The sequence below is a fragment of the Vibrio sp. YT-18 genome, from assembly GCF_033337345.1.
Lineage (GTDB): Bacteria > Pseudomonadota > Gammaproteobacteria > Enterobacterales > Vibrionaceae > Vibrio > Vibrio alginolyticus.
Map to the genome: position 1 here is coordinate 81,420 of NZ_JAWOQO010000012.1, position 18,081 is coordinate 99,500.

18 protein-coding genes and 1 tRNA gene are annotated in these 18,081 nt (G+C 46.8%); 5 read left to right on the forward strand and 14 right to left on the reverse strand.

From position 1 onward, the window contains the following. Entirely contained in the window at positions 1-813 is an 813-nt protein-coding gene (gene minD / locus R7M72_RS16615; RefSeq protein ID WP_318056260.1) for a septum site-determining protein MinD, read from the reverse strand. Positions 814-830: 17 nt separating this feature from the next. After that, positions 831-1,493: a septum site-determining protein MinC gene (minC, locus tag R7M72_RS16620; protein WP_005382304.1), complete on the reverse strand. Its 663-nt coding sequence runs from the start codon at positions 1,491-1,493 to the stop codon at positions 831-833. 197 nt (positions 1,494-1,690) lie between these two features. On the opposite strand from minC, the gene R7M72_RS16625 reads away from it, so the two are divergent. The 4 genes from R7M72_RS16625 to R7M72_RS16640 all read left to right on the forward strand — a co-directional run bounded on the left by R7M72_RS16625 (position 1,691) and on the right by R7M72_RS16640 (position 5,482). Then, the gene (locus R7M72_RS16625; protein WP_005382303.1) at positions 1,691-1,972 is read left to right on the forward strand and encodes a YcgL domain-containing protein; all 282 of its coding nucleotides are present in this window, start codon (positions 1,691-1,693) and stop codon (positions 1,970-1,972) included. A gap of 48 nt (positions 1,973-2,020) precedes the next feature. Continuing rightward, entirely contained in the window at positions 2,021-2,992 is a 972-nt protein-coding gene (locus R7M72_RS16630) for a lytic transglycosylase domain-containing protein (protein ID WP_017634802.1), read from the forward strand. Between the two features lie 88 nt (positions 2,993-3,080). Continuing rightward, positions 3,081-4,025, forward strand: coding sequence for a LysR family transcriptional regulator (locus R7M72_RS16635; protein ID WP_017634801.1), 945 nt, complete (start codon positions 3,081-3,083; stop codon positions 4,023-4,025). 257 nt (positions 4,026-4,282) lie between these two features. Further along, positions 4,283-5,482, forward strand: a complete 1,200-nt coding sequence (locus tag R7M72_RS16640) for a NupC/NupG family nucleoside CNT transporter (protein ID WP_005382298.1) — start codon at positions 4,283-4,285, stop codon at positions 5,480-5,482. A gap of 67 nt (positions 5,483-5,549) precedes the next feature. Here the strand turns inward: R7M72_RS16640 and folD are convergent, their stop codons facing one another. Further along, a complete protein-coding gene (gene folD / locus R7M72_RS16645; RefSeq protein WP_005382297.1) occupies positions 5,550-6,410 on the reverse strand; it encodes a bifunctional methylenetetrahydrofolate dehydrogenase/methenyltetrahydrofolate cyclohydrolase FolD in 861 nt (286 codons plus the stop codon). A 203-nt stretch (positions 6,411-6,613) separates the two neighbouring features. On the opposite strand from folD, the gene R7M72_RS16650 reads away from it, so the two are divergent. Next, positions 6,614-6,690 (forward strand) — tRNA-Arg (locus R7M72_RS16650). Between the two features lie 185 nt (positions 6,691-6,875). Here R7M72_RS16650 and R7M72_RS16655 read toward each other — a convergent pair. Genes R7M72_RS16655 through R7M72_RS16705 form a run of 11 tightly spaced genes read right to left on the reverse strand, consistent with a single transcriptional unit; the run spans position 6,876 to position 18,075 of the window. Next, positions 6,876-8,099 (reverse strand): beta-ketoacyl-ACP synthase, encoded by a 1,224-nt coding sequence (locus R7M72_RS16655; RefSeq protein ID WP_258474064.1) that lies wholly within the window; start codon positions 8,097-8,099, stop codon positions 6,876-6,878. Then, the gene (fabG, locus tag R7M72_RS16660; RefSeq protein WP_005388326.1) at positions 8,096-8,821 is read right to left on the reverse strand and encodes a 3-oxoacyl-ACP reductase FabG; all 726 of its coding nucleotides are present in this window, start codon (positions 8,819-8,821) and stop codon (positions 8,096-8,098) included. Before fabG ends, R7M72_RS16655 begins: the two co-directional genes overlap by 4 nt. Beyond that, positions 8,818-9,282 carry a hotdog family protein gene (locus R7M72_RS16665; protein WP_005388322.1) on the reverse strand — a complete coding sequence of 155 codons (465 nt, stop codon included), beginning with the start codon at positions 9,280-9,282 and terminating at the stop codon, positions 8,818-8,820. Before R7M72_RS16665 ends, fabG begins: the two co-directional genes overlap by 4 nt. Continuing rightward, positions 9,275-10,462 (reverse strand): beta-ketoacyl-[acyl-carrier-protein] synthase family protein, encoded by a 1,188-nt coding sequence (locus tag R7M72_RS16670; RefSeq protein WP_258474063.1) that lies wholly within the window; start codon positions 10,460-10,462, stop codon positions 9,275-9,277. The genes R7M72_RS16665 and R7M72_RS16670 overlap by 8 nt, the downstream gene beginning before the upstream one ends. A gap of 20 nt (positions 10,463-10,482) precedes the next feature. After that, a complete protein-coding gene (locus tag R7M72_RS16675) occupies positions 10,483-11,094 on the reverse strand; it encodes a DUF3261 domain-containing protein (protein ID WP_017634797.1) in 612 nt (203 codons plus the stop codon). Further along, positions 11,091-13,433 carry an MMPL family transporter gene (locus R7M72_RS16680; protein WP_086046588.1) on the reverse strand — a complete coding sequence of 781 codons (2,343 nt, stop codon included), beginning with the start codon at positions 13,431-13,433 and terminating at the stop codon, positions 11,091-11,093. The genes R7M72_RS16675 and R7M72_RS16680 overlap by 4 nt, the downstream gene beginning before the upstream one ends. Then, a complete protein-coding gene (locus R7M72_RS16685; RefSeq protein WP_017819935.1) occupies positions 13,405-14,025 on the reverse strand; it encodes a LolA family protein in 621 nt (206 codons plus the stop codon). Before R7M72_RS16685 ends, R7M72_RS16680 begins: the two co-directional genes overlap by 29 nt. Continuing rightward, positions 14,025-14,471, reverse strand: coding sequence for an acyl-CoA thioesterase (locus R7M72_RS16690; RefSeq protein WP_054702228.1), 447 nt, complete (start codon positions 14,469-14,471; stop codon positions 14,025-14,027). Before R7M72_RS16690 ends, R7M72_RS16685 begins: the two co-directional genes overlap by 1 nt. Next, the gene (gene hutH, locus R7M72_RS16695; protein WP_085569954.1) at positions 14,471-16,024 is read right to left on the reverse strand and encodes a histidine ammonia-lyase; all 1,554 of its coding nucleotides are present in this window, start codon (positions 16,022-16,024) and stop codon (positions 14,471-14,473) included. Before hutH ends, R7M72_RS16690 begins: the two co-directional genes overlap by 1 nt. Continuing rightward, positions 16,008-17,714 (reverse strand): glycosyltransferase family 2 protein, encoded by a 1,707-nt coding sequence (locus R7M72_RS16700; protein ID WP_318056261.1) that lies wholly within the window; start codon positions 17,712-17,714, stop codon positions 16,008-16,010. Before R7M72_RS16700 ends, hutH begins: the two co-directional genes overlap by 17 nt. After that, the gene (locus R7M72_RS16705; RefSeq protein ID WP_017634794.1) at positions 17,707-18,075 is read right to left on the reverse strand and encodes a 3-hydroxyacyl-ACP dehydratase; all 369 of its coding nucleotides are present in this window, start codon (positions 18,073-18,075) and stop codon (positions 17,707-17,709) included. Before R7M72_RS16705 ends, R7M72_RS16700 begins: the two co-directional genes overlap by 8 nt. Positions 18,076-18,081 lie beyond the last annotated feature (6 nt).

An 18,081-nucleotide genomic window follows, 5' to 3' on the forward strand; every position in this document is an offset into this window, starting at 1 on the left:
CTAGCCTCCAAAGAGTCGTTTAAAGAGTCCTTTCTTCTCCTCAGTAAGGAAACGAAATTCAACCTGATTGCCTAATAAGCGATCAACGGTGTCAGAATAAGCCATACCCGCATCGGTGTTATCGTCAAAAGTGACTGGCACACCTTTGTTTGACGCGTTAAGCACGGCTTGGCTTTCTGGAATCACGCCCAGTAGTGGAATATGTAAGATCTCCTCTACGTCTTCAACGCTTAGCATTTCGCCTTGAGTGACGCGAGATGGGTTGTAGCGAGTCAGTAACAGATGCTGTTTTACTGGCTCTAGCCCTTGTTCTGCACGCAGTGACTTAGAATCTAAAATACCGAGAATGCGGTCAGAGTCACGTACAGAAGAGACTTCTGGGTTCGTTGTGACAATGGCTTCATCGGCATAGTACAAGGCCATTAACGCGCCTTTCTCGATACCTGCTGGTGAATCACAAATAATGAAATCAAAGCCCATTTCATCAAGTTCGCCGAATACGCGCTGAACACCATCTTTTGTCAGTGCGTCTTTATCACGAGTTTGAGAAGCAGGAAGAATAAATAGGTTGTCCGTGCGCTTATCTTTGATCAGCGCTTGGTTTAATGTCGCTTCACCGTTAATGACGTTTACAAAGTCATACACGACGCGGCGCTCACAGCCCATGATTAGATCGAGGTTACGCAAACCGATGTCAAAATCGATCACCGCGGTCTTTTTTCCCTTAAGAGCTAGACCAGAGGCGATGGCTGCGCTTGAAGTGGTTTTACCAACGCCACCTTTACCAGACGTTACTACAATAATGCGTGCCATTTTTTTTCCTTTTTAGATTAAATCGCGAGAACTTCTAAATGTAATGATTCATCGGCTTTACTGATCATTACTTTCTTTTGCCAGTACTCGCTTTCAATTTGATCGCTTAACCAGTAGTCACCCGCAATGGATACCAGTTCTGCTTGTAAATCGTGGCAAATAATACGCGCTTCCTGCTGACCACTTGCTCCTGCAATCGCACGACCTCGAAGTGTGCCATGGATATGAATAGAGCCGTCAGCAATGACTTCAGCACCAGCACTTACGTGCGCTAGCACCACCAAATCACCATCTTTTGCGTAGATCTGTTGTCCTGAGCGGACAGGCGTACGAACTACTTTCGTTGGTGCCATTTTGGCAGGTGCTTGGCTTGGTGATTTGCTCGCCGACATAATGGCGAAGCCAGCTTCGGAAGCAAGGTTTTGTACACGCTTGTCTTTACAGCCCGTTACACCGACCGGAATAAAACCAGCATCTGAGATGCCTTGTTTAAGCTTAGGGAAATCAATGTCGCCTTGTACTTTTGCTATATTGATTACCAAAGGCGCGGATGCAAAAAAAGAAGGTGCTTGAGAAACTTTTTCTTGCAAAAATTCGACAGTCTTTGCGATCTCATTGTCAGAAAGGTGTAAAACTGACAATGTAAAACTGCTACCTTTAAGGTCTGGTGAATGGGTCATCGTGGACTTCTTGCCTTTATTGAAAGAGCGTTGCCTTAAACTAGGTATGTCATGTTATATTTCATCCTTTGACGCAGCAAGTTCTCTCGTGGGCAAATAGGTGAATTAATCTCAAATTTGCTATTAAGTTTGCGAGAATTTGACGTTTACAACCTAATCCGCACTCAACGCGGCTAAATCAGCATAAAAGGCGTGTCATGCTTTGTTCTATTTATAAAAGCTCGAAAAAAGAAGGTACTTATCTCTATATTCCGAAAAAGGATGATTTTTCACAGGTTCCTGACACCTTAATGCAGATGTTCGGTAAGCCTATCGCTGTCATGACGATTAAACTTGATGGCCGTAAATTGGCACAAGTTGATATCGAAAAAGTGAAGGCTTCATTACAAAATGATGGCTTCTTTCTTCAGGTTCCACCGCCGCCGGAGAACCTATTAGAAAAGTACAAAGAACAAAAAGCCCAGCAGAAAGGCGAATAACGTCATCGTTTTTCATCTGGGATTTCTGCCTTGCTCAAGGAGGGCAATATGAAAAAGATACTGGCTACCATGCTTAGCGTTGGTATGTGTACCTCGGCTTTTGCAAGTAGCGAGGGTTTTGATGAATACTTGAATAAGCTGCGTGCTGAAGCTCGTGATAAAGGTATCTCAGAGCAGGTCATTAGTGCTGCTTTTGCTAATGTTGAGTACAAGCCCCGAGCAGTAAAAGCGGACCGAAACCAACCAGAAAAGAAACTGACATTGGATGAGTACATTCCTCGCGCGGTGCCTGAATGGAAGGTGAAGCAAGCCAGACAACTCTACAAAGAGCATTACACCGAGCTAAAGCGTATAGGCGATGAGTACGGTGTCCACCCGCGCTTTGTTGTGGCACTTTGGGGAGTTGAAAGTAACTTTGGTAAGTTTACCGGCAACTTTAAAGTGATTGATGCACTATCCACAATGGCATTTGAAGGCCGTCGTGAAGAGTTTTTCCGTAAAGAGACTATGTCGGCACTTCAGATCCTCGATCAAGGCCATATTGAGCTAGAGAACTTTAAAGGCTCATGGGCTGGTGCGATGGGTCAATGCCAGTTTATGCCAAGCTCTTTCCTTCGTTTTGCTGCTGACGGCAACGGTGATGGTAAAAAAGACATATGGCAATCTGAAGCGGACGTGTTTGCATCAACCGCTAACTATTTGAGCAAGTCTGGTTGGGATGATAAATATACTTGGGGTCGCCAAGTTAAGGTTCCTAAAAATATTGATCGCAGCCTAGAAGGGCGCACGGCTGAAAAAGGCAAATACCTTCAAGAGTGGAGCCAATTAGGTATCACAAAATATGACGGTAGCCCGTTGCCAAAACTGGATGAAGACATCAAAGCATGGTTGATCATGCCGGACGACGAGAATGGTCGTACGTATCTGGTTTACAATAACTACAACGTATTGATGAAGTGGAACCGCTCTTACTACTTCGCACTTGCTGTGAGTCACTTGGCTGACCGCATTAAATACTGATCTGCCATCAAACAATTTGGCATTCAGTCTTCAATACAAGGGCTCTTCGGAGCCCTTTGTTTTTTCTATAACCAAATCGAGGTAAAGCGTGTTATCTGAACGTGCCGCACAAATGGTGATTTTCTCCGCTCTTCTTAAACACAAAAGCTTCACAGCTGCTGCAAAGAGCTTAGGCGTGTCGGTGTCTCATGTGAGTAAACAGTTGAGTCAGTTAGAAGCGTCTCTTGGTATCAAGCTTGTTCAACGCACTACGCGAAGCTTTACGCCGACTGAGGCAGGGAAAACCTTTTTTCATCACTGTGAGCAAGTGGTACAAGCGGTGAGCAGCGCCACATTAGAGATGGAAACCCAGCGGGATGAAGTAGCAGGTTTGGTACGTCTTGGGTTGTCGCAATCATTTGGTACCTTACACATTATTCCAGCGATTCAAGAGTTACGCGAACTGTATCCTCAACTTCAAGTGGAAGTACATCTGTTTGACTATAAGGTCGATATGTTAGCCGAAGGGCTCGATTTATGGGTAACCAACAACGAGCATTTGCCTGAAGGTTACATTGCGCAGCGTTTGACGGATTGCCAGTTTGTTGTTGCGGCATCGCCAGATTACTTATTGAAACATGACACGCCAACAGAACCGGATGACCTATCTGCTCACAACTGCCTCATATACAGAAGCTGGGAGCGTGACTATACGGGGTGGGCGTTTACCAAAGATCAGCAAGAATTGAACGTAAAAGTCTCGGGTAACTATTCAGTAGATCTGGCAGAAGCCGTTCGGGATGCGGCTATTGCAGGTTGGGGTATTGCCTACCTTGCCACTTACTTGCTGGGTGATGAGTTCAGAACGGGTAAGTTAATACAGCTGTTACCTGATTGGAAAGCCAGCCAGTCGATGCCGTTTTATGCGGTATACCCAAGCCGCCAGCATATGCCAAAAAAAATATCCGCAGTGATTAACTTTATCAAACAGAAGATCGGCAACCCTTGTCATTGGGACCAACGTTTGGCGCCTTACATCTCTATTCCTAAATAACAGGATCAATGACGTTGTAGAACGACACATAAGGTGATTCACTTCACAAAAATTTTTCCTGAATCAGAAACATATTTTCCATATGGAAACAATTAAAATAAGCAAACGTTTATCTTCAATAAATTCAATTGGTTATTTTGTTGATCAGTTATTGGTCGCTTAAACTTTTCACACTGTTAACATCCTCAACTTGCAGCATTTTGAGTCCGCTATACAATCCGGTGCCTTCTATATCCCCCTTCTGTCGGATTCATTTTATGAACTCAATTATTGGTATCGTAGCCATACTATTCCTAGCATGGCTACTTTCTACAAATAGAAAAAATATAAAGCTGAGAACGGTGTCGTTTGCGTTTGCTTTGCAGGTACTGTTTGCGTTGTTGGTTTTATATGTACCAGCAGGACGAGATGCGCTGAATTCAGTGAGCAGTGTTGTGTCGAATTTGATCAACTATGGTCAAGAGGGCATTGCGTTTTTATTCGGTAATTTGGCGACAGGGGGCTTCACCTTTGCGATCAATGTTCTGGGTATCATCGTTTTCTTCTCCTCTCTTATCTCAGGTCTTTATCACATTGGTGTGATGCCAAAAATCATTAACTTTATCGGTGGTGGTATTCAAAAGCTGCTGGGTATCGGTCGTGCTGAGTCTTTGTCTGCTACGGCGAATATCTTTGTTGGCACCATTGAAGCACCATTAATGGTAAAGCCTTACCTAAAACACATGACTGACTCGCAGTTCTTTGCAGTTATGACAGGTGGTTTAGCGTCAGTTGCTGGCGGAACGTTGGTTGGTTACGCATCACTGGGTGTCGACCTCAACTATCTTATTGCTGCTGCATTTATGTCGGCACCTGCCGGCTTGTTGATGGCAAAAATTTTAATGCCAGAAGATACGGATAAAGCAGCAGATATCGACATTAGCCAAGTTGAAATTCCACGTGCAACCAACGTAGTAGAAGCATTAGCCGATGGTGCCATGGCGGGTGTACGCATTGCTGTATCGGTCGGTGGTACGTTACTGGCGTTTATTAGTGTCATTGCAATGCTAAACGGCATGTTAGGCTGGATAGGTGATCTGATTGGGACACCATTAAGTTTTGAGCTCATCCTAGGTTTTGTGTTTGCGCCAGTCGCTTGGTTGTTGGGTATACCATGGCAAGAAGCAACCACAGCAGGCTCGCTGATTGGTAACAAGATTGTGGTGAATGAGTTCGTCGCTTTCATCCAGCTTGCAGAAGTGAAGTCTCAACTTAGTGAACACTCACAAGCAATCGTGACGTTTGCTTTGTGTGGCTTTGCAAATATCTCAAGCATGGCGATGCTGATTGGTGGGTTGGGCTCTTTGGTACCAGAAAAGCGTGCATTTGTTTCTAAGCATGGTTTCCGTGCGATTATCGCTGGTGTCATGGCGAACTTAATGAGCGCTTCTATTGCGGGCGTGATTTTAAGTCTGTAATTGAAATAGATATCAACAATTAGCAAAAAGGCTCCTTGCGGAGCCTTTTTCGTATCTGAAATTTACGTTATTTGTCTGTGTGGAACTGTTCGCAAGCGAGCATCGTGTTCTCAATTAAACTTGCGACGGTCATTGGGCCAACGCCACCAGGAACAGGAGTAATAAAGCTCGCACTTTCACGTGCTTTGTCGTATTCCACGTCGCCAACTAGTTTGCCTGAATCAAGACGGTTAATACCGACATCGACCACCACTGCGCCTTTTTTAATCCACTCACCAGGGATGAAGTTAGGTTTACCAACCGCAACCACGACAACGTCAGCTTGACGCACATGACTCTCTAGGTCTTTGGTAAAACGGTGACATGTTGTTGTTGTGCAGCCCGCAAGCAGCAGCTCAAGTGTCATTGGACGACCAACAATGTTTGATGCGCCAACCACAACCGCATGCTTACCACGTAGCTCAATGTTGTAACGGTCGAGTAGGGTAATGATGCCCTTTGGCGTGCAAGAGCGAAGCTTTGGAATACGTTGCGCAAGACGGCCAACGTTATAAGGGTGGAAGCCATCCACGTCCTTCTCTGGGTGAATGCGCTCTAAAACATGTGTTGTGTCTATGCCCGCAGGAAGGGGTAATTGCACTAGAATGCCGTCAATTTCATCATCATTGTTTAATTCATCAATCAGCGCTAGTAACTCTTCTTCTGAGCTAGACGCAGGAAGGTCAAAAGACTTAGAAACAAACCCAACTTCTTCACATGCGCGGCGTTTGCTACCGACATAAACCTGAGAGGCAGGATCTTCACCAACTAGAACCACTGCTAAACCAGGAGCACGTAGCCCAGCTTCAACACGTGCTTTAACACGTGCAGCCACTTCGGATCGAACAGTTTGGGAAATGAGAGTTCCGTCTATATTTTGAGCAGTCATGACTTTCCTTATAAATTAAGAAGGCAGATTATCTGCGGCGCATTGTCGCAGAATTTCTTATCAACATCCATACGCAAACGTTTGCTTTGTGGTGTTTTTGAACATTAAGCGTTTTAATGGACTTTTTTTAGGCATTCAGATCAGAATGTTATGAAAACCCGTTGATTTACCCGTTTGAACTCGTATAATCCTGTCCCTGTAGCGCGCCCTTAGCTCAGCTGGATAGAGCACGTCCCTTCTAAGGATGTGGTCATTGGTTCGAATCCAATAGGGCGTGCCATTTATTCAAAAGCCCCGATAACTCTTTGAGTTGTCGGGGCTTTGTCGTTTTTAGGTTTTTGGCTGTAATTGCCACTCTATCTACAACTTTTGAATGGCATTCTAGCCATTGCAATTTCTAGCAATCTGGATAGCCACCAACAAAAAAGCGCTGGTTAACCAGCGCTTTTGCATTTACTAAGGGCATTACATCTTTTTAAAGATGATGGAGGTGTTGATGCCGCCAAAGGCGAAGTTGTTACTCATCAAATATTTCACGTCCAGCTCTCGGCCTTGTCCGGCGATGTAGTCTAAATCGCCACATTGCTCGTCGAGGTTTTCTAGGTTGAGCGTTGGGTTAAACCAACCTGTGTGCATCATTTCTAAACCTAGCCACGCTTCAATCGCGCCACAGGCGCCTAGTGTGTGGCCAAAGTAGCTCTTGAGTGAACTTATTGGCACTTTGCCCAGAGCATTCGCTGTTGCGTTGCTTTCCGCAATATCGCCGCGGTCGGTGGCTGTGCCGTGAGCAGATACATAGTCGATCTTCTCAGCAGGAATGCCCGCGTTTTGCAAAGCCATTTCCATACAGATTTGCATGGTTTCCATCTGTGGTTGAGTGACGTGTGCGGCATCACAGTTGCTGGCAAAACCGATGATTTCTGCATAGATTTTCGCGCCACGAGCGACGGCGTGTTCGTACTCTTCCAGAACCAGTGTTCCCGCACCTTCACCAATCACCAAACCATCGCGATCGGAGTCATAAGGTCTTGGTGTGCTTTTCGGGTCTTCATTCTTCAGACTGGTGGCAAAAAGGGTATCGAAGACAGCAGATTCCGTTGGGCACAATTCTTCAGCGCCACCAGCAACCATCACCGTTTGGTAGCCGTGTTTGATCGCTTCGTAGGCATAGCCGATTGCTTGGCTGCCAGAAGTACATGCACTGCTGGTTGGGATCACTCGGCCTTTCAAACCGAAAAATAGACCAACGTTCACTGCCGTAGTATGCGGCATCATCTGCACGTAAGTCGTTGCGGTGATCGCTTTAGTGGTTTTCTCATTCAGCATGACACCAAATGCGCCGATTGCGTCAGTACTGCCTGTTGATGAGCCGTATGCGATACCCGTTTGACCATTGGTGAGTACGTTGTTACCAATCAAACCTGCTTGGCTTAGTGCGTTTTCTGTTGCGACGGTCGCCAATTTGGAAACACGCCCCATGCCGCGTACTTGCTTGCGCTTGTAGTGCTTTGGCAGTTCAAAATCTAAAATTGGTGCCGCGAGCTTGGTGTTCAAACCATCATACTGTTCGTAAGAAGGCATGTATTGCGTCGCGTTCTGGCAGTCACGCAGTTTTGGTTCGACAGATTGCCAATCGTTACCAAACGCAGTCACGCCTGACATTCCGGTGACAACAACTCGACGGCTCATACTAGGCCTCCGTTTACCGAAATGACTTGGCGAGTTACATAGCCTGCGATGTCAGACATAAGGTAACTGACTAAACCAGCAACTTCTTCTGGCTCTCCCATGCGGCGCAAAGGAATTTGCGGCATCGCATGTTCTTTCACGTGTTCGTCTACCATGCCTGTGTCGATAAGCCCTGGAGCAACGCAGTTGACGGTGATTTTGCGTTTTGCCAGTTCAAGCGCGAGTGATTTTGTTGCACCAATTACGCCCGCTTTCGCTGCGCTGTAGTTAGTTTGACCACGATTCCCCATTAGGCCAGAGACTGATGCAAGCGTAACAATTCGGCCGCCTTTGCGCTTTTGCACCATTGGCATAACACAAGGGTGAAGAACGTTGTAGAAGCTATCTAAGTTGGTATGAATCACACCATCCCATTCTTCTTCGGTCATCGCAGGGAAAGCGGTATCTTTTGTGATGCCAGCGTTGTTTACGACGCCATAGTAAGCGCCGTGTTCGGCGATATCGGCTTCTAGCTTCTCACGACAATCTGCACGGTCACTGATGTCGAATTGGATAAGACGACCGCTACCACCATGCTGTTCGATGGTGTTTAGGGTGTCTTGCGCGCCTTGTTGATCGCCCATGTAATGGACAATGACTTGGAAACCATCTTTGGCTAATTGAACGGCAATGGCTTTACCGATGCCTTTGCTGGCACCTGTAACGAGGACTTGTCGGGTCATTGTTGACTCCTGATTTTCATTTCTTGTAATTTTTCTTCTGATGGAACGTAAACGTTCAATTGGCAAGTCGCTACAACAGTTCCTTGTAGCTCAATACGGGCTGAAAAAACCGCCATACCGTTATCTTCCATAACTTTTTCAGCATACACATCGAGCACCTGTCCGCGAGAAAACGTATCGCATTCAGACGTGTATCGACGGCTACCAAGTAAAAAGCCAATCGGTGGCGCTTGTTCCTTCATTAATGCGTGGTAACCAGACCACGCCGCGACAGATTGCGCCATAAACTCAATGCCAACGTAAGCTGGCACGGTTTGAGAGGTCGAGTCGAAGAACGGGTTGTGTTCTGCGATATCAACCTGGCAGTGAATCGTATCTTGTTGAACATCCAAAGCACGATCAACCAAGATCATTGGTTTGTCGTGTGGCAAAAGTTGTTCGATGGGAGGAAGTTTAGTCATGAGCGTAACCAAAAATAAGACTAATATTATTGCCACCAAAAGCAAAAGAGTTGCTGAGAATCGCTTTGTTACCGAGTTTGGTTGGCGTCTCAACTAACGATATATGGATATCGTCTGCTTTGGTTTCGCAGTGCTGTATTGGCAAATCAAGGTTGTACTTGAGAATATGCCAAGCGATCGCGGCTTCCGTTGCACTTGCTGCGCCTAATGTGTGTCCGGTAAGTGGCTTTGTCGAGCTTACGGGAACGGAGTCTCCAAAGCAGCGATGAATGGCTTTGCTTTCCATCGCATCGTTTAACGGCGTTGCTGTGCCATGCGCGTTGATGTAACCAATGTCTTGCGCTGTAAGTCCTGCATTGGCCAACGCTTTTTTCATCGCTTGTTCTGCGCCTAACCCTTCTGGATGTGGTGCGGAAATATGATGTGCGTCTGAGCTGTCGCCAGCTCCGAGAAGAGCAACGGGCGCAGGTGTTTTGCTTAGCAACATTAATGCTGCGGCTTCGCCGATATTGATGCCGTTACGATGTTGGTCAAACGGTTTGCAAAGAGTATCGGATAGAGCTTCTAAACCGTTAAAGCCGTTTAGTGTGAGGCGGCAAATGGTATCTACACCACCCACAATAACTGCATCAACAATGCCAGAGCGAATCAGGCGCTGCGCGGTTAAAAAGACACGGCCACTAGAAGAGCAGGCGGTTGAAACTGAGTAATGTGGGCCGCTCAAATCAAAGTAGGCGGCAATAAAATCGCTGCAGTTGCCAAGCTCTTGTTTGGTGTAATGGTAGTCGGCAGGAAAATTACCGTTTGCCAGCTTTTCGCCAAATGCGATTTCGCCATCTGAAATGCCAGATGTGCTGGTGCCGATCACGACTGCGATACGGTCACGACCATATTTAGCAATGGCGTCACGCACGTCGCCTTCGATTTGCAGCAAAGCCGAAAGTGCGAGGCGGTTGTTTCTCGTATCAAACTGGCTGAGTGCGGTCGGTAATTGCGGTAACGTCTGTGCAATTCGACCGATTACTGTTTGGCGGCCTGAATTTAAAATATCTTGGTCAACCACCATGTTGGATGGCTTCGCTCCTGATAAACACTGGTGGATGAGCGCATCATCTTGTCCCATGGCAGAGTGAAAGCCACAGGCCTGAATATACAAAGGTTGAGAAGAGCGAATAGGCATATTGTTATTCTAAATTGTTCTTAATTAATCTGATGTTGCAGTGTTTGAATAGAAATTGAAAACTGATGTTTGAGGTGATGAAAATCAATCTTACCCTCTAACTTGTTAGAAGAGCTGTATTGAATCTTAATGATCTTTTCACCGTCGCTATCAAAGATGGCGCGAGAATTATTTTTATCAATAATTCGCCACCTTACCTCATTTAACGACCCTTCCCAAGCGGAACTCGGCCAGAGCGTGATCATCAGGTTAAATAATACCTGTTCTGGCTGCGGTAGCGAACCTTGTAAACCGTTGAGCACTTCGGTTTGAATTTGTTCTCCATCGTAAGACAGTGAGAGTACTCTCGTCCCCCAGGATGAGAAGCCTGCCAGCACCACTTCGTTGTTGATCACTTGCAGTTGTACCGGAAGTTGCTCAGATTTGGTTTTACCATCTATTGCCCAAGAAGCCGTAATTAACTGACTGGCAGACAACTGATAGCCCAAGCTTGCGGGAGTGGGCAAGCTAACTTGGGTGTGCTCGGCAATGTCGACCTGAGGCGTCGATTGGTGAGGGACCAAGCTGCATGCACTTAAAAACAGGCTCAGTGCGAATAACGTCGCGCAGCGAAAGGCGTGATTGAAAATCATGACGTCGTTTCCTCTGTTTTAATTGCAATCGGAGAGAGCAGCCAAGCGACAAAAATACCACTTAACACCGTAATGCCAAAACTGTGAATCGCGTGAGTTTGGCTGAGTGACAGCAATCCAAATGACAACACAGTGGTCATTGCCGAAAGGGTGATCGCCAATAGTGTGCTCACACTGCGGGCTTTCTCGGCAAAGAACAGAGTGTAATCGATCCCGATACCAAGAATGAGCACCAAGCCAAGCAAGTTGAACAGGTTTAATGTTGTTCCCATCGCGACAGCAGTTGCAAGACCGCAGGCGCAAGCAATCAATGATGGCAGTAAAACTCGGCAACTGTGTTGCAGACCGTACCGCTTGATTAATACCAGAAAGATCACAGCACTGGCGGCTGCCAATAGCTCCATGATTTTGATTCGGTATTCACCAAATAGGGTGGATATTTCTTCAGCTTTGTTTAGGTAGACAACATCAGACTGTGATTTGGCAAATGCCTTAACAACAGCGGAGTCTTGCAATTGGTTTAACACCACTACCGTTGCCGATTTTTCTTTAATTTTACCCAAATGAAGAAAACGTACAGGCGCTGATACCGGGTTTTGCAAGTACTGTTCAACCGTAACAGGGATAAAGTCGGCGTCCATTTTGGGCTTTTTACTTAAGCCCAGCCCGGAAGTAAGTGGGCTGGATTGTGTCGCGTAAAGATCGCGAATCAATTGATAGTCTTGTTGCTGACGCTCCACTGAGCTCAAGTAGCGGCTCAGGCTCTGGTAGCTTTCGATGGTGCTGTCCGCTTTCCACGCTTCTAATGTTGGCGTCAAAGACTCCAGCTTTTTCATTAGGTTTTCGTCATCGTCGGCGGTAACGACCAACATTTGCTGTGAAGATTGCATGCCACTGAGCGTCGTAATCAAGGTTTCTTGCTGCTTGAGATCGTTCGGCATCGTTTGCAGTAGACGAATGTCGTCATCGTAGTTCAATTGCAGCAAGAAAAAGCCACTCGCAACCACACATAACATCGGCAATCCGACTTTAATTCGAGGTTGATTCCAAAGCGTTAACCATTTCGCCAACAGTGATTGTCCCGGTAAAGTCGAAATGGTGCGCGATGGGTTACGAGCCAGTATCGGATACCAAGCCACCACGGTGATGTAAGCGGCAATCAGACCAATGGATGAAAACAGCGCAAGCTGCTGCAAACCAGGAAACGGTGCCACTAACATGCCCAAATAGCCGATCAAACTGGTGATTAAGCCCAGTGTGATCGCTATGAAAATATGCTTTAACCCTTGCTCGCTATCCCATTCATTTCCCGCCGCAAGACGTTCCGTTAGGTAGTGGAATGCGTAGTCGATAGACACACCGATTAAACTTGCGCCAAACACTAAGCTGAACAGATGGACTTTTCCAAAAATCCACGTCGTAACGGACAACGCAACGAGCAGACCAATGGTGATGGAAAGCAGTGCTAGGGACAGCGGCATCACACTCCGAAAGACCAGCAAGAACAATGCAATGATACCGAGTAGAGAGAATACACCGATGGTGCTGATCTCCGATTTTGCACTTTGCGTACCAAAGTCAGCGTAAAATAGAACGCCAGTATGTGCGACTTCAGCGCCATATTTCTGCGCGACGCCTTGTTCTAGCGCTTGAATATCAGGGACTGCAAGTTGCCCAGTTAGGCTATAAGGCGAGTCTTTTAGCTCGGCAGTAATAAGCAAGTATTGAGCACCGTCTTTTTCGACGGACAGATAGCCGTTATCCAATCGGAAAGAGGACGATTGCTGGGTAACTTGGCTCAAATAATCACGAAATAGCAAGAAAGGATCATTTTGTAACTCTTGCCCGGTCACTCCAGAAAACGGGTTGTACAGCGACTGAATCACATGCTGCACTTGCTGTTCTGGATTTTGGCTTAAACGCTCTCGTTGTTCAGGCGTCAGCAATTGGAAGCGGTGCTTAAAGTAGTAACTCGCCCAAGCTTGCTGCTCTTGAGGTGAGATTTTTCCCACCACATCGCGAAAATGATTACTCTGACGCAAACCCTTATCAAATTCAGCGGCTGCTGCAAAAAGGGCATTTTTGTCCGGCGCTGTGATCACGAAAATGACTTTGTCGCTCATACTTGCCGAGACCGACTCAAAGGCTTGCTCAGCCACCGGGTTTTGTTGGTTCTTCGGCAACAGTTTTAAAATGTTGGTCTCAATCGGAGATTCTGCACTCCAAACCCATTGTTTGAGTAGCAACGCGCCCGCTAAAACAACGAGATTGAGCCAAACCAGAGCAAAGGTGTGAGTGCCAAGACTGAGTTTAGAAACGGAATTGAGCGTCTTCGGCATCCGTGAGTTCCTGAGGTAGAGAGGTCTGGTTTGTAAACGTGATTTCGGTCTTATCGCCGCGCAGCTCTTGCAGGGTTAGGCGATCAATATGCGTTTTACCGGAAAGGGTGATGGCTTTAAACACCGCATTTAATGGTGACTGTTTGGGCACTAAAACGAGCTGCCACTGATTGTTCTCAACTGAAAAATCGAGTGTGAATTGTTCTTGCAGTGCAGAAGTATCCCCGTGGAACACGGATAAAAACACATGACTAAAGTAGAACGCCATTGGGTTTTCTTGTGCAGAGATCGTTTTCGGTGCTTGGTCGGCAAAAGTTTGACGAAGTTTGTTTTCCGTCAATACCAAATTGACTGCGAAAGGTTCTGTTTGTTGCCACAACAAGCCATGTGTTTTGCTCAGTGTGAACTGACCTTTAGAGGTTAGAGGTTGACTGAACATTTCCAGATGACGCTGCTGCGTAAAATCTCCGCGCACGATTTCATGCTGAGACAACTGCTGTTGAAGCGACGCCAAATCTGTTACGTTTGCTGTCGGTGTGGCCAGTGCTGGAACAGAAAATATCAACAAAAAAGAGAGTAACCACTTTTGCATTAGTTCAGGCTCCCATGGTTGTGCCATTGCTCTACTTTATCTAAAAAGATTGCCGGAGAAACAAAGCACATCTCTTGCTTTTCAATGGATACAGCGACTTGCGTTGTATGCGCTTTGCACATACGTTGATTCGTTTCGGCGTCGTAAATCACGTAATCCACACGTAAGCGGTTTTCCCACTCAGTGAGTTGTGCGGTAATACGAATGGTGTGATTAAACGGAATCGCCTTCACGTATTTAACGCGCGTATCGATGATCGGCCACATGTACCCAGAGTCTTGCATATCGCGATAGCTGTATTGGAGCTTCTCCATCAGCACACGACGCGCTTCTTCAAAATATCGAAAGAAGTTGCCGTGATAAATCACGCCCATCGGGTCAGCATCTTGGAATGAGGTGACCATAGTCACCTCCGCTTCTAATGGGTAGAGAACCTGCTCTTGCATTATACCTCCGCGTAGAGTGGCCAATGACGTTGCTGAATGCGTTCAATGAAATGGCGCAAATCTTGTTCCAATGGGCGATCTTCAATCACAAATTCAAACTCGCTCAGTACTGCGTCACGAATTACTCGCAAACTCTGACTCATGTGGTGTTCGTCCAATTCGTTATGACGACGACGAATCTCAACCGCTTGAACGCTTGCTAGGAGTGAAGCCGCAGCAACTTGCTCTGTTAACTCAAGCACGCGTAGGCAATCACGAGCCGCGATGGTGCCCATGCTCACTTTGTCTTGGTTGTGACATTCGGTTGAGCGAGAAAAAACGCTCGCTGGCATGGTGTTTTTCAAAGCTTCTGCCGTCCAAGCTGAGATACCAATCTGAACCGCTTTAAAGCCGTGGTTGATCGGTTTACGCTCGCCTTCTGCACCAGTTAAGTTAAACGGCAGGCCGTTATTGAACTTGTAATCCATCAATTGCGCCATCTGACGATCCAGCAAATCAGCTAAGTTGGCAATGTTCACTTTCAACGTATCCATCGCCATTGCGATATGACCACCGTAGAAGTGACCACCATGCAGAACGCGCTCATTGTCGCCATCGATAATTGGATTGTCGTTGGCACTATTTAGTTCATTCTCAATCAATTGACGTAGCCAAGGCAGTGAGTCTTGCACCATGCCAATTACGTGTGGCGCACAACGCAGCGAGTAACGATCTTGCAGTCGGTCGCTATTGCGTGGCGGACGTTCAGCATTGAGATCATCACGCAGCCAAGCCGCAACTTGCTGTTGACCAGGGTGAGGTTTTACCGCAAACAACGCTTCATCAAAGTGGAAATCGTTACCTTGCATACCCACAGAGACCATTGCGGTAATCTTGGTGCACAGCTGCGCTAGGTATTCTGCGCGTTTGTAGGCAAGACAGGCGAGAGCAGTCATCACGGATGTACCGTTCATTAACGCCAAACCTTCTTTTGGTTTTAGGCGAATTGGCTCAATGCCCAGCTCTGAAAACACTTCTTGTGTTGATCGCACATCGCCTTTGTAAAGTACTTCACGCTCGCCAATCAAGGTCGCCGCTAGGTACGACAGAGGCGTTAAATCGCCACTTGCGCCCACCGAGCCTTCCTGTGGAATACGCGGCGCAATGTCGTGGTTGATAAGCGTAACGATTTGGTTCAACAGATCGTGAGACACGCCAGATACGCCTTGCGACAATGAACATAAACGTGTTGCTAGCACCGCACGAGCTTGCTCATGAGAAAGGATTTGACCTAAGCCACAGCCATGGAAGCGCGTAAGGTGCAACGGAAGTTCATCCACAAGAGCGGGTGGAATCGCCACGGTGCATGAATCACCATAACCCGTGGTTACGCCGTAAATAACGCCTTCTTCTTTCAGTAACCGTTCCAGAAACGCCACGCCACGATCAATCTTCGCGGTAAATTCTGGCGAGGTGTTCATGTTTGCCTTTGCACCTTGAGCAATGGCAACGACATCTTCGATGGTTAAAGATTGGGCACCAAAAGTGATGTTGTGATTATTGTTGTTTGTCATGTGGCTGATTACTTAAAGTCCAGAAGTTAAAAAAGTTGTACCACTGTAACGGCGCTTGCAGTGTGTGGTGTTCTAATCTTTGTGCGTACTGTTGAACAACGCGTTCTAGTGCCTGCTGACGCTCCTTGCGTGGTAGCGTGACTTGGTCACTAAAGTGTTCAAAGTACACATTAAAATGCGGAATGTTCGCTTCATCGTCGCGTAGGCCGAAGAGTAGATAGACCGGCGCTTTTAATACCGAGGCTAGCATGAATGGGCCTTGCGGGAATGGGGCAGGTTTACCAAGAAAATCTGCCCAAACGACACGATTTTCTTTGCTGGTGGAAGTGCGATCGCCAACGATCACCACCCATTCGCCTTGCTCGATTTTTTGTTGAAGCAGAATCGCGGTGTCTGGTCCCATTGAGCTGACTTGAATCAGGTTCAGTTCCGAATTTGGGTTTACCGCCTTCATTACAGCATTAAATTGTTCAGCGTGTTGGGTAAATACCAAGGCATTGATTTTGACATGAGAGTGTCGACGACCAAGCGCGCGGCAGAGTTCGATATTGCCAAGGTGCGAGCCTAAAATGAGCACGCCTTGTTTTTTCTGCGCCATCTCTTCGAAATGATGCTGGCCGTGAATGGTTAGGTTATCGACGTTAAAGTCACCTTGCCAGGCAGCCAGTTTGTCGAGCATGGTTCGCCCAAAAGAAAGCAGATGATGATAGCTGTCCAACTGTTTTGGTAGTGCGATGCTCTGCTGCGTTGCGTAGTACTGCAAGTTTTGCAGGTAAACCTCAGACGCTTCACGGGCAGATTTACCCGTGAAGTGGTAGTAGCGCATGACTAATTTTAAAATCAGGTCAAACGCTTTTCTGCCGAACAAGCGGTAAACCGCGAGTAAGGTTTTGATGCCTAAAATCGTGCCTTGTTCTTTTCGTTTCGACCAGTGGGCATTATTGTCATCTGTGTTTTGGCGCTTTCTGGCGAGTAGCGAAGGAATGCGCGGCAACATGCCAAAAAATAGGCGAGTGTGCATCCAGCTTATCTTGACGTTGTCCCACAATGCGTCGAAGTGGGAAATGCCACCTTCAGGGTAGATCACGCGCGTTGGAACAAAATCAATGTCGACGCCTTCCCAATACATTCGCACTAGAATTTCGATATCAAAATCCATGCGTTTGCCGATGCTGTACTTGTTCAACACGGCGACCGTTTTCGCCACTGGGTAGGCGCGAAAACCGCACATGCTGTCTTTGATAGATAGTGACAAGGTTTCTATCCACACCCACACGTGCGTAGCGTAGCGACCATACAAACGGGATTTAGGTACGCTCTCGTCGTATATCGGTTGGCCCGAAATCAGGTTATCTGGTTTTGTTTCGCTGGCGCTGAGCAATTTCGGCAATGCTTCTAGGTCGTGTTGACCGTCTGCGTCGATTTGAATGGCGTGCGTAAAACCAAGTTGGTGAGCTTGATGTAGGCCTGCCATCACAGCGCCACCTTTGCCTTGGTTTTCTCTCAAACTAATCAGTTTTATCAGTCCTTGCTTGCTCAAAGCAGAAAGCGCTTGTTTGGTGTCTTCATTGCTGCCGTCGTCAACGGCCAGCACTGGCAAAGCGAAAGAGGATAACGACGCAACCACGTCTGCAATTGTGCTGCCGTGGTTGTAGCAAGGAATTAAAAAGCAGGGGCGATAATCACTCACGTGACTCACCCAGTTTCATTTTTCCTGACGAGTGAGTCACCAAGGTTTCACCGTTTGTCGATGTGTACTTAAAGGTCAATTTCTCGCGCTCATTGTCCCAAGATAGTGAGAGGCAAACGTCGGCGTTTGGCAGAATCGGCTCTTGAAATTTGATGACTTCCATTCCTTTAAATACCTTGGGAGTATTCAAATATTGAACGGCGTAGAACAGCGCCCAATCAATTTGAGTGACGCCGGGTAAAAGAGGGAAGTGATTGAAATGACCTTGGAAATCTAAGATGTCAGCATCCACTCGCAGCGACAGCTCCGCGGTATGGTCACTCACTTCAATATTCTGAATAGTTGGTTTTCTTTTTTCCATGTTACT

Excerpts from the sequence above, each read along its gene's own strand:
- minD (WP_318056260.1), bottom strand. The coding sequence starts at position 813 with ATGGCACGCATTATTGTAGTAACGTCTGGTAAAGGTGGCGTTGGTAAA.
- minC (WP_005382304.1), bottom strand. The coding sequence starts at position 1,493 with ATGACCCATTCACCAGACCTTAAAGGTAGCAGTTTTACATTGTCAGTT.
- R7M72_RS16625 (WP_005382303.1), top strand. The coding sequence starts at position 1,691 with ATGCTTTGTTCTATTTATAAAAGCTCGAAAAAAGAAGGTACTTATCTC.
- R7M72_RS16630 (WP_017634802.1), top strand. The coding sequence starts at position 2,021 with ATGAAAAAGATACTGGCTACCATGCTTAGCGTTGGTATGTGTACCTCG.
- R7M72_RS16640 (WP_005382298.1), top strand. The coding sequence starts at position 4,283 with ATGAACTCAATTATTGGTATCGTAGCCATACTATTCCTAGCATGGCTA.
- folD (WP_005382297.1), bottom strand. The coding sequence starts at position 6,410 with ATGACTGCTCAAAATATAGACGGAACTCTCATTTCCCAAACTGTTCGA.
- R7M72_RS16655 (WP_258474064.1), bottom strand. The coding sequence starts at position 8,099 with ATGAGCCGTCGAGTTGTTGTCACCGGAATGTCAGGCGTGACTGCGTTT.
- fabG (WP_005388326.1), bottom strand. The coding sequence starts at position 8,821 with ATGACCCGACAAGTCCTCGTTACAGGTGCCAGCAAAGGCATCGGTAAA.
- R7M72_RS16665 (WP_005388322.1), bottom strand. The coding sequence starts at position 9,282 with ATGACTAAACTTCCTCCCATCGAACAACTTTTGCCACACGACAAACCA.
- R7M72_RS16670 (WP_258474063.1), bottom strand. The coding sequence starts at position 10,462 with ATGCCTATTCGCTCTTCTCAACCTTTGTATATTCAGGCCTGTGGCTTT.
- R7M72_RS16675 (WP_017634797.1), bottom strand. The coding sequence starts at position 11,094 with ATGATTTTCAATCACGCCTTTCGCTGCGCGACGTTATTCGCACTGAGC.
- R7M72_RS16680 (WP_086046588.1), bottom strand. The coding sequence starts at position 13,433 with ATGCCGAAGACGCTCAATTCCGTTTCTAAACTCAGTCTTGGCACTCAC.
- R7M72_RS16685 (WP_017819935.1), bottom strand. The coding sequence starts at position 14,025 with ATGCAAAAGTGGTTACTCTCTTTTTTGTTGATATTTTCTGTTCCAGCA.
- R7M72_RS16690 (WP_054702228.1), bottom strand. The coding sequence starts at position 14,471 with ATGCAAGAGCAGGTTCTCTACCCATTAGAAGCGGAGGTGACTATGGTC.
- hutH (WP_085569954.1), bottom strand. The coding sequence starts at position 16,024 with ATGACAAACAACAATAATCACAACATCACTTTTGGTGCCCAATCTTTA.
- R7M72_RS16705 (WP_017634794.1), bottom strand. The coding sequence starts at position 18,075 with ATGGAAAAAAGAAAACCAACTATTCAGAATATTGAAGTGAGTGACCAT.